9 protein-coding genes are annotated in these 10,291 nt (G+C 63.1%); 3 read left to right on the forward strand and 6 right to left on the reverse strand.

The features are described 5' to 3' along the window. Window positions 1-9 precede the first annotated feature (9 nt). From petB to RM190_RS15385, 6 genes are all read right to left on the reverse strand, one after another. Window positions 10-1,332 (reverse strand): cytochrome b, encoded by a 1,323-nt coding sequence (gene petB, locus RM190_RS15360; RefSeq protein WP_311760337.1) that lies wholly within the window; start codon window positions 1,330-1,332, stop codon window positions 10-12. A gap of 10 nt (window positions 1,333-1,342) precedes the next feature. After that, entirely contained in the window at window positions 1,343-1,915 is a 573-nt protein-coding gene (gene petA / locus RM190_RS15365; RefSeq protein ID WP_311760350.1) for a ubiquinol-cytochrome c reductase iron-sulfur subunit, read from the reverse strand. A gap of 180 nt (window positions 1,916-2,095) precedes the next feature. Continuing rightward, window positions 2,096-2,881, reverse strand: coding sequence for a RadC family protein (gene radC, locus RM190_RS15370; protein ID WP_311760338.1), 786 nt, complete (start codon window positions 2,879-2,881; stop codon window positions 2,096-2,098). A gap of 62 nt (window positions 2,882-2,943) precedes the next feature. Next, a complete protein-coding gene (dnaJ, locus tag RM190_RS15375; RefSeq protein WP_311760339.1) occupies window positions 2,944-4,113 on the reverse strand; it encodes a molecular chaperone DnaJ in 1,170 nt (389 codons plus the stop codon). A gap of 86 nt (window positions 4,114-4,199) precedes the next feature. Then, window positions 4,200-6,113: a molecular chaperone DnaK gene (gene dnaK / locus RM190_RS15380; protein ID WP_311760340.1), complete on the reverse strand. Its 1,914-nt coding sequence runs from the start codon at window positions 6,111-6,113 to the stop codon at window positions 4,200-4,202. 201 nt (window positions 6,114-6,314) lie between these two features. Beyond that, a complete protein-coding gene (locus RM190_RS15385) occupies window positions 6,315-7,136 on the reverse strand; it encodes an ABC transporter permease (protein WP_311760341.1) in 822 nt (273 codons plus the stop codon). Between the two features lie 130 nt (window positions 7,137-7,266). Between RM190_RS15385 and cysQ the strand changes: the two genes are divergently transcribed. Genes cysQ through RM190_RS15400 form a run of 3 tightly spaced genes read left to right on the forward strand, consistent with a single transcriptional unit; the run spans window position 7,267 to window position 10,074 of the window. Next, window positions 7,267-8,064: a 3'(2'),5'-bisphosphate nucleotidase CysQ gene (gene cysQ / locus RM190_RS15390; RefSeq protein WP_311760342.1), complete on the forward strand. Its 798-nt coding sequence runs from the start codon at window positions 7,267-7,269 to the stop codon at window positions 8,062-8,064. 4 nt (window positions 8,065-8,068) lie between these two features. Next, on the forward strand, window positions 8,069-8,869 hold the full coding sequence (locus RM190_RS15395) for a 3-deoxy-manno-octulosonate cytidylyltransferase (RefSeq protein ID WP_311760343.1): 801 nt from the start codon (window positions 8,069-8,071) through the stop codon (window positions 8,867-8,869). After that, a complete protein-coding gene (locus RM190_RS15400) occupies window positions 8,869-10,074 on the forward strand; it encodes a glycosyltransferase family 2 protein (protein ID WP_311760344.1) in 1,206 nt (401 codons plus the stop codon). Before RM190_RS15395 ends, RM190_RS15400 begins: the two co-directional genes overlap by 1 nt. The last annotated feature ends 217 nt before the right edge of the window (window positions 10,075-10,291 follow it).

Genomic DNA, 10,291 nt, shown 5'->3' on the forward strand with positions numbered 1-10,291 from the left:
TGCCTCTCCTCACTCGGCGGGATGGGTTTTGGCGCCGTAATGGGCGCTGAAGTCTTCCTCGATGGTCGAGGGCATCGGATCGGGCTTCTCTATCACGCCAAGCAACGGCAGGATCACCAGGAAATAGGCGAACCAATAGGCCGCGCCAGCCAGCGCGATATAGGGATAGATCCCCTCGGCCGGCATCGAGCCCACCCACATCAGGACGACGAAGTCGAAGGCCAGCAGCCAGAACCACCACTTGAACAGCGGACGGAACCGGCCCGAACGCACGCGAGAGGTGTCAAGCCAGGGCACCAGTGCCATGACCAGGATCGCGCCGAACATCGCGAGCACGCCGAAGAACTTGGCGTCGATGATGCGGAACGACAGCCAGTTGACCAGCTGCACCGCCCAGACATCGGCGGTGAAGGCACGCAGAATCGCGTAGAAGGGCAGGAAGTACCATTCCGGCACGATATGCGCGGGCGTCGCCAGCGGGTTCGCCTCGGTATAGTTGTCGGGGTGGCCCAGATAGTTGGGCATGAAGCCCACGACCGCAAAGAAGACGACCAGCACGATCGCCAGCCCGACCATGTCCTTGACCACGAAATAGGGCCAGAAGGGCAGGGTGTCCTTTTCCGCCTCTTCCTTCGAGGTGCGGCGGACTTCGACGCCGGTCGGGTTGTTGTTGCCGGTGGTGTGGAAGGCCCAGATATGGACGATCACCAGCCCGGCGATCACGAAGGGCAGCAGGTAATGCAGCGAGAAGAAGCGGTTCAGCGTGGCATTGTCCACCGCCGGTCCGCCCAGAAGCCAGGTCTGGATCGCGTGGCCGATGCCGGGAATGGCCCCGAAAAGACCCGTGATGACGGTCGCGCCCCAGAAGGACATCTGGCCCCAGGGCAGGACATAGCCCATGAAAGCGGTGCCCATCATCAGCAGATAGATCAGCATGCCGACGATCCAGGTCACTTCGCGCGGAGCCTTGTAGCTGCCGTAATAGAGGCCGCGGAAGATGTGGATATAGACGGCGAAGAAGAACAGCGACGCGCCGTTCGCGTGAAGATAGCGCAGCATGTAGCCGCCGTTCACGTCGCGCATGATATGCTCGACCGAGGCAAAGGCCATGTCGACATGCGGGGTGTAATGCATCACCAGGACGACGCCGGTGGCGATCTGCAAGACCAGGCAGAAGGCCAGCACCATGCCCCAGATCCACCACCAGTTCAGGTTCTTGGGGGTCGGGATGGTCAGGGTGTCATAAAGCAGGCTTACGATGGGCAGGCGACGGTGCAGCCAGCGCTCGAAGCCCGATTTCGGCTCGTAATGGTCGTGGGGAATTCCGGCCATGTGCGCTTCCTCAGCCCAGTTGGATGGTAGATTCGTCGACGAAGGACGCGACGGGAACATGCAGGTTCTGCGGGGCCGGGCCTTTGCGGATGCGGCCCGCGGTATCGTAATGCGAGCCATGGCAGGGGCAGAACCAGCCGCCGAAATCGCCCGCGCCGTCCCCGATCGGGACGCAGCCCAGATGGGTGCAGACTCCCAGCATGACCAGCCATTCGCCGGCCTCGTCCAGTGTGCGGTTCTGGTCCAGGGCGGGCTCGCCCGGCTTGTTCTCGTTTTCGGCGCTCTGGTCGATCAGGTCGGTCAGCTCAACTGCGCGACCTTTCTGGATTTCTTCCTCGGTCCGGCGGCGGATGAACACGGGCTTGCCGAGCCATTTGACTGTAAGCTGAGTGCCGGTTTCGACACCGCTGACATCGACATGGATCGAAGACAGCGCCTGCACATCGGCCGAGGGATTCATCTGGTTGACAAGGGTCCAGGCTGCAGCTCCGGCCGCGATCGTGCCGGCACCGGCCGTCGCGAAATAGAGGAAATCCCTCCGGGTGGCGCCGCTGTCTCCTGCGTGGTCGTCTGCGTGGGACACGGGTTCGATCTCCAATTTATGCCCCTTGAAACAGGGCTATATGTCAGAGCGGGCCGTGACGCGCGCACTTCCCCCCCCTCGCCGAAGTTTGTAGCGGTCAAAATCTCGTCAGTCTAGCGCGTGGCAGAAGGCGGTCCGGCGCAAGATTGCCAATGTGTGGGATTTTGGTTGCGGGTGCGGTCACAACAACCCCTCGGCGCGAAAGCTCAACTCGCGCGAGCGGCCGACGATCAGGTGGTCATGAACGGCCAGCCCCAGAACTTCGGCCGCGGCGACGATACGACCAGTCATCGAGATGTCCGCCTGCGACGGAGTCGGATCGCCCGAGGGGTGATTGTGCACCAGGATCAGTGCGCTGGCGCTGAGTTCCAGCGCGCGGCGCATGATTTCGCGCGGATAGACCGGGACATGGTCGACCGTGCCACGCGCCTGTTCTTCATCCGCGATCAGGACGTTTTTGCGGTCGAGATAAAGGATGCGGAACTGCTCGATCTCGCGATGCGCCATCGCGGTGTGGCAGTAATCCAGCAAGGCGTCCCAACTGGTCAGGACGGGGCGGTGCATGATTCGCGATCGCGCCAGTCGCTGGGCCGCGGCCTCGACGATCTTCAGTTCCTGCACCACGGCGGGACCGACGCCCGCGACCTCCTCCAGCCGGGCGGGCGGCGCAGACAGGACACGGTTGAAATCGCCGAAGCGGTCGATCAACGCGCGTGCCAGAGGTTTGACGTCCTGCCGGGGAATGGCGCGAAACAGCACGAGTTCAAGCAGTTCGTAATCCGGCATGGCGGTGGCGCCGCCCTGCATGAAGCGGTCCCGCAACCTTGCGCGATGATCTGCGAGATAGCTTGGTTGGCGTCCGCGCACATGGCCGGATTCGGGCGCAAGGCCTGCCGCCTCGTCCCCCCGATCCGCCGGGGGGAAAAGTGGCAGCGGCGCTTCGTCGAATGGGCGATTCGGGTCCATGGCCGGAAAATTGCCACGGAAGCGGTAAACGGGCCGTTAACACGGCCCGACCGGATTTTGGTTCAGCCCTTCATCTCGTCCCAGAAGCCCTTGATCTTCTGGAAGAAACCTTGTGTTTCGGGGCTGTTGTCGGCCTTGATCGCCTCGAATTCGCGCAGCAGGTCGCGCTGACGCGAGGTCAGGTTCACCGGGGTTTCCACCGACAGCTCGATCAGCATGTCGCCGAATTCGCCGTTCATGCCGGGACCGTGACGCAGCGGGGGCATGCCCTTGCCGCGCAGGCGCAGCTGCTTGCCCGATTGCGTACCGGCGGGAATCTTGACGCGCGAACGGCCACCTTCGATGGTCGGAACCTCTATCTCTCCACCCAGCGAGGCGGTCACCATGCTGACCGGAACCTGGCAGGCCAGCGTCCGGCCGTCGCGGATGAAGATCGCGTGATCCTTGACCTCGATGAAGATGTAGAGATCGCCGGAGGGTCCGCCGCGCATCCCGGCCTCGCCTTCGCCGGCAAGGCGGATGCGGGTGCCGGTCTCGACGCCCGCGGGGATGTTGACCGACAACGTGCGCTCTTTCTCGATGCGACCGGCGCCGTGGCATTCCTTGCAGGGATTCTTGACGATCTGACCTTGGCCGTTGCAGGTCGGGCAGGTGCGTTCGACGGTGAAGAAGCCCTGGCTGGCGCGAACCTTGCCCATGCCCGAACAGGTGGGGCAGGTGGCCGGTTCGACCGCGCCTTCGGCGCCGGTGCCGTTGCAGGCGCCGCAAGCCACCGATCCGGGCACGGTGATCGCCTTCTGTGCGCCCGAGAACGCCTCTTCCAGCGTGACGCGCAGGTTATAGCGCAGGTCCTGGCCACGGCTTGCGCGCGAACGTCCGCCGCCATTGCCGGGACGGCGACCCATCATGTCGCCGAAAAGATCCTCGAATACGTCGGCAAAGGCCGAGCCGAAATCGCCCTGGCCATTCGCGCCGCGGAAGCCGCCGCCGAAACCACCGCCCCCGCCTTCGAACGCGGCGTGACCGAAGCGGTCATAGGCCGCCTTTTTCTGGTCGTCCTTCAGGCACTCATAGGCTTCGTTCACTTCCTTGAACGCGGCTTCCGAGACCTTGCAATCCTTGTTGCGGTCGGGATGCAGCTCTTTTGCCTTGGTGCGATAGGCCTTCTTGATCTCGTCGGCCGAAGAGCCTCGAGCAACGCCCAGCACTTCGTAATAGTCACGTTTCGCCATGTCGTTCGCGTCCGGGGTCTTTCAAGAATTGGCCGGCCCGCGCGTTTTGTGCTGCGGGCCGGCCTGAGGGTTGCTTTTACATGCGCTTACTTGCGCTTGCCTTCGCCGAGGTCTTCGAAGTCGGCGTCGACGATGTCGTCCTCATCACGCGACCGGGGTTCCTCGGCTTCGCCAGCTTCGCCGCCTTCGGACTGGGTGGCCTTGTAGATTGCCTCGCCCAGTTTCATCGAGGCGTCCATCAGGTTCTGGATGCCGCCCTTGATCTTGCCGGCATCCTCGGTCTTGAGCGAATCCTCAAGCGCGCCGATGGCCAACTCGATCACTTCGACGGTCGAGCCGTCGACCTTGTCGCCATGCTCTTCCAGCGATTTCTTGGTCGAGTGAATCAGGCTTTCGGCCTGGTTCTTGGCCTCGACCAGTTCCTTGCGCTTCTTGTCGGCTTCGGCATTGGCCTCGGCGTCCTTCACCATCTTGTCGATATCTTCGTCGGACAGACCGCCCGAAGCCTGGATGGTGATGTTCTGCTGCTTGCCGGTACCCTTGTCCTTGGCCGAGACCGAGACGATGCCGTTCGCGTCGATGTCGAAGGTGACTTCGATCTGCGGCATGCCGCGCGGCGCGGGCGGGATATCCTCAAGGTTGAACTGGCCCAGCAGCTTGTTGTCCGCAGCCATTTCGCGTTCACCCTGGAAGACCCGGATGGTCACGGCGTTCTGGTTGTCTTCGGCCGTCGAGAAGATCTGCGACTTCTTGGTCGGGATCGTGGTGTTGCGGTCGATCAGGCGGGTGAAGACACCGCCCAGCGTCTCGATGCCCAGCGACAGCGGGGTCACGTCGAGCAGGACCACGTCCTTGACGTCGCCTTGCAGAACGCCGGCCTGGATGGCCGCGCCAAGCGCCACGACTTCGTCCGGGTTCACACCCTTGTGGGGCTCTTTCCCGAAATATTCGCTGACCGCCTCGATAACCTTGGGCATGCGGGTCATGCCGCCGACCAGAACGATCTCGTCAATGTCGCCTTTCGACAGGCCAGCATCCTTCAGCGCATCCTGAACCGGCTTGATCGTGCGCTTGATCAGGTCGGCAACCAGGCTTTCCAGCTTGGCGCGGGTCAGTTTCATGACCATGTGCAGCGGCGTGCCCGAGTTCTTGTCCATCGAGATGAACGGCTGGTTGATCTCGGTCTGGGACGAGGACGAAAGCTCGATCTTGGCTTTCTCGGCGGCTTCCTTCAGGCGCTGAAGGGCCATCTTGTCCTTGGTCAGATCGACGCCGTGTTCCTTTTTGAACTCGTCGGCAAGATAGTTGACGATGCGCATGTCGAAGTCTTCGCCGCCAAGGAACGTGTCCCCGTTGGTCGATTTCACTTCGAACAGACCGTCGTCGATTTCCAGAATGGTGATGTCGAAGGTACCGCCGCCAAGGTCATAGACCGCGATGGTTTTCGAATCCTTCTTGTCGAGGCCATAGGCCAGCGCGGCCGCGGTCGGCTCGTTGATGATGCGCAGGACTTCCAGGCCCGCGATCTTGCCCGCGTCCTTGGTCGCCTGACGCTGGGCGTCGTTGAAATAGGCGGGAACCGTGATGACGGCCTGCGTCACCGGCTCGCCCAGATACGATTCGGCGGTTTCCTTCATCTTCTGCAGGATGAAGGCGGAAACCTGGCTGGGCGAATAGTTTTCGCCCCGGACTTCGACCCAGGCGTCGCCATTGCCACCGTCCACGATGTTGTAGGGGACAAGCTTCTTGTCCTTTTCCACTTCCGCATCGGTGGTGCGACGGCCGATCAGACGCTTGACGGCGAAGACGGTGTTCGACGGATTGGTGACGGCTTGGCGCTTGGCCGGCTGGCCGACCAGCCGCTCGCTGTCGGTGAAACCGACGATCGAGGGGGTCGTGCGCGCGCCTTCCGAGTTCTCGATGACCTTGGGCTGGCTGCCGTCCATGATGGCGACGCAGCTGTTCGTGGTCCCGAGGTCGATGCCGATGACTTTAGACATGCAATAACCTTTCTTGCGGCGATATTTTGGGCCCCGGGTCCGAATACGGCCCCCGAATCCCGATCCCTTTGATTGACCGAAGGGAAAGCCCTTCGAACTCTTGGGGCTATATAGGAAGGCCTCAAACCGCCTGCAAGCTAGGCATGGGATCGAATCCCGCTTGCGGTCGTCGCGTCGCCAAAGGGACGGGCGCCGCGCCCCTCAGCGTCCCGCCATGGTGCTGATCGAGACGGACTTGCGGGTCACGAACTCGGCCATCAGCCCGATCATCAGCAACGCGATGATACAATACAGCGGGTATTCCAGGCTCGTATTGCGCGGGGTGTAGTTGATGAAGGCGAAGCCGCGCGTCTGGTCGATGATATGAAACAGCGGGTTCCACGAGAAGGAATGCAGCATCGCCGTCGACAGGGTGTTGGCGACGAACATCTTCCCGGAAAAGACCATGTTCATGCGCTGGTAGAACGCGGTCAGCACCTGCGCGGCCTGGGGCCACCAAGGCCTGAAGGACAGGAAGATCAGCCCGATCGTACAGCCCGAGAACCAGGCCATCAGCAGCATTCCATAGCAGGCGACCGGGTATTCGATATGGATCGGCTCCATCAGGTAATGATAGCCGGCCAGAATCACGATCGCCGCAAAGGTCTGCCGATACAGCGTCGCAAGCGCCGCGGCAGCGATCAGGACGGCCGTGTTCATGGGGCCGTGCTTTACCATCTGGTTCGTGGGATTCCCCGCCCCCGCGACCGCGCCGATCGACTGGGTATGGGTCATGAACATGAAGATGCCGGTCATGATATAGACCGTGAAGTCCCCCCGCAGTGGCGAGCGGCGCACCCCGATGATGACGAAAAGCAGATAGAAGCCCAGGATCATCATGATGCCCCGGACCACTGTCATCAGCAGCCCGACGATGGCATTGCGCTGCCCCTTGCGCAGGTTGTTGGCCGTCACGTGATAGATCAGGGCCAGCGTGTTGAACGCGGCCTCGAACATGTTGCGGTTGCGTGGCTGGACGAACATCGGTTGGCGGGATCCCGTGCTTGTTGCGAGGGGGCGCTTGCCCTGTGCAATCGCTGGCATCATAAGGAAACCGGGTGCCGCATTCAATCGCCTGCAGACCGGCGGTCGGCCGCAAGGAAAGGGATAGCTCATGCAATTTGATGTAATGATTGCCGAAATGCGGCGACTGGCATTGAAGGCTGGCGATGAAATCATGCGGATCTATGGCGCCGAGGACTTCGAGGTCAGGGCGAAATCCGACGCCTCGCCCGTGACCGAGGCGGATGAGGCGGCCGATGCGCTGATCTCTGCCGGTCTGAGGGCGAAATTCCCCGATATTCCGCTTGTGACCGAAGAACAGGCCGCGACGCATGGCCAGGCGCATTCGACCTTTTTGATCGTCGATCCGCTGGACGGTACCAAGGAATTCGTGCAGCGCCGCGGCGATTTCACCGTCAACATCGCCTATGTCGAAAATGGCGTGCCGCGGCTTGGCGTCGTATATGCCCCGGCAAAGGGGAGGCTTTTCTATACCTCCGCCGATGGCGGTTCGGTCGAGGAGAAGGGCCCCTTCGGTGATGCCCCGGGCCATGTCACGCCGATCGGCGTGAACTCCACCCCCGACAATCGCGGGTTGATGGTCGTCGCCTCGAAGTCGCATCGCGACGCGGCGACAGACGCCTATATCGGGCGCTACGGAGTGCGCGACATGACCTCGGCGGGGTCGTCGTTGAAATTCTGTCTGGTCGCTACGGGAGAGGCGGACCTTTATCCGCGCCTTGGCCGCACCATGGAATGGGACACCGCCGCGGGTGATGCGGTCCTGCGCGGCGCGGGTGGCGAGGTCGTCCGCTTCGACGATCACACTCCGCTGGCCTATGGCAAGCCGGGATTCGAGAACCCCTTCTTCATCGCCTTCGCGCCGGGCGTCCTGCTGGTCAAGGGTTGAACCCATGTCAGTCGTCATCGTGATTCCGGCGCGCCACGCCTCGACGCGCTATCCCGGGAAACCCTTGGTCGAGCTGCGTGGCGCGACCGGGGCTGGACTCAGCCTGATCCGCCGCAGTTGGGATGCCGCCTGCGAGGTGCAGGGGATCGAACGGGTAATCGTCGCGACCGACGATGAGCGCATCCGGGATCACGCCGCAGGATTTGGCGCCGAGGTGGCGATGACCTCGCCTTCGGCGCGAAACGGAACCGAACGCTGCGCCGAGGCCGTGGCCAATCTTGGCCTGTCGCCCGAGATCGTCGTGAACCTTCAGGGGGACGCGCCGCTGACCCCGGCCTGGTTCGTCGAAGAACTGGTCAAGGGCCTGCGTGCCGATCCGGGCGCTGACGTCGCCACGCCGGTCCTGCGCTGTTCCGGGGCGATGCGGTCGGAACTGATCGCGGATCGCGTGGCCGGTCGTGTCGGCGGGACCACGGCGGTTTTCGGCCATGACCGGCGGGCGCTTTATTTCTCGAAAGAGGTGATCCCCTTCGCCGCGGCCGATTTCGGTCCCAATGATCCGACTCCGGTCTTTCACCACGTCGGCGTCTATGCCTATCGCCCGGCCGCGCTGGCGGAATACCCGGCATGGGGCGAGGGGCGGCTGGAGGTCCTGGAAGGACTTGAACAGCTTCGCTTTCTTGAGCGCGGTCGAAGGATCCTGTGCGTCGAAGTCGAGGCGCGGGGCCGCGAATTCTGGGAACTGAACAACCCTTCGGACGTGCCGAAGCTTGAGGCGATGATGCAGCGCATGGGTATCGCCTGATGCACCGGCAGGGTGGCGCAAGCGCGACGGTGATCGTCGTCTCGCGCCACCGGCCGCGGGAACTGGAACGCTGCCTTTCAGCGCTGACCCGCCAGACCCATCCCCATCTTGAAGTCGTGCTGGTGGCCGATCCGGCTTCGCTGCAGACGCTGCCCGACCTGCCGTTGAAGCGGGTCTCCTGCGATGTCCCGAATATCTCGGTCGCGCGCAACCTTGGCCTTGCGCTTGCCGCGGGAGAGGTGGTGCTGTTCATCGATGACGACGCCCTGGCCGAGCCGGGATGGGCGCTGGCGCTGACGCGTCCTTTTGCCGATCCGCGGGTGATGGCGGCGACCGGCTTCACGCGTGGCCCCGACGGGCTGGCCTGGCAGGTCCGCGCCGAAAGGATCACGCCTTCGGGGCAAAGCTATGAGATCGAGGTCTCGGAGGCGCAGTTCCTTGGCCCCGAGGAGGGCGCACCGGTCAGCACCGTCGGCACGAATTGCGCCTTTCGCCGCAGCACGCTGCTGGAGATCGGCGGCTTCGATCCGGCCTTTGCCTATCATCTGGATGAAAGCGACGTGAACCTGCGGCTGGCCGAACGCTTTCCGGTGCGCCTGACCGCCGTCATCCCCGAGGCAGAGGTGATCCACGGGCTGGCCCCGGGCGTCTCGCGTGCGGTGGTGGGCGTGCCCCATGATCTGTCCGCCATCGGGCGCTCGACCGCTTTCTTCGCCGCACGGCATGGCGGGGACGTGGATTGGTTGCGACAGGCGCAGCGCCAGCGCCTGCTGCGGCACATGGTGGCGGGACGGCTGGACCCGTTGCAGGTCGGGTCGCTTCTGGCCACGCTGGAGTCCGGGATCGCCGAGGCTGCGGCCGCGGGCGTGCCGCCCGACCCGGTCTGGACCCATCCCGCGCCGCCGGCCTTCCAGCCATTTCCCGCGTCACCGCCCGGGGCCGAATTCATCTGGGGATGGCATTGGAATGCGCGGAAATTGCGCGCGCGCGCCGCGGATGCGGTCGCCGAAGGCAAGTTGGTGACCCTGTTGCTTCTGACCCCGACATTTCTGCCCCATCGTCTGACTTTGCGTGACGGCGGCTGGTGGGAGCAATATGGTGGTGTCTGGGGCGCCTCGAGGCCGGGCGATTCTCATATGATATTGATGACGCGTTCAGCAAGGATCGCCCGGGAATGGGGGTTTTTTGCCGCAGTGCGGCGATGATCGGCGATTTCGCGCTGCTTCATGTTGAATTCGAATTTATTTCCAGATCAGTGCTGAACTGATCCGTGTGCTGAGGGATTGTTGTGCAACCGTCGGCGAAACGAGATAATCTCTGCCCAGACGGCGCAGATATCAGGAGACCAGATTGATGAGTCGCAAAGTGACGAAGGCCATTTTCCCGGTAGCGGGACTTGGGACCCGCTTTCTGCCGGCCACG

This window comes from Paracoccus broussonetiae (assembly GCF_031854425.1).
GTDB lineage: Bacteria > Pseudomonadota > Alphaproteobacteria > Rhodobacterales > Rhodobacteraceae > Paracoccus > Paracoccus broussonetiae.

What these genes read in the sequence shown, in the direction of transcription:
- petB (WP_311760337.1), bottom strand. Translation starts at nt 1,332, where the DNA reads ATGGCCGGAATTCCCCACGACCATTACGAGCCGAAATCGGGCTTCGAG.
- radC (WP_311760338.1), bottom strand. Translation starts at nt 2,881, where the DNA reads ATGGACCCGAATCGCCCATTCGACGAAGCGCCGCTGCCACTTTTCCCC.
- dnaJ (WP_311760339.1), bottom strand. Translation starts at nt 4,113, where the DNA reads ATGGCGAAACGTGACTATTACGAAGTGCTGGGCGTTGCTCGAGGCTCT.
- dnaK (WP_311760340.1), bottom strand. Translation starts at nt 6,113, where the DNA reads ATGTCTAAAGTCATCGGCATCGACCTCGGGACCACGAACAGCTGCGTC.
- RM190_RS15385 (WP_311760341.1), bottom strand. Translation starts at nt 7,136, where the DNA reads ATGTTCGTCCAGCCACGCAACCGCAACATGTTCGAGGCCGCGTTCAAC.
- cysQ (WP_311760342.1), top strand. Translation starts at nt 7,267, where the DNA reads ATGCAATTTGATGTAATGATTGCCGAAATGCGGCGACTGGCATTGAAG.
- RM190_RS15395 (WP_311760343.1), top strand. Translation starts at nt 8,069, where the DNA reads ATGTCAGTCGTCATCGTGATTCCGGCGCGCCACGCCTCGACGCGCTAT.
- RM190_RS15400 (WP_311760344.1), top strand. Translation starts at nt 8,869, where the DNA reads ATGCACCGGCAGGGTGGCGCAAGCGCGACGGTGATCGTCGTCTCGCGC.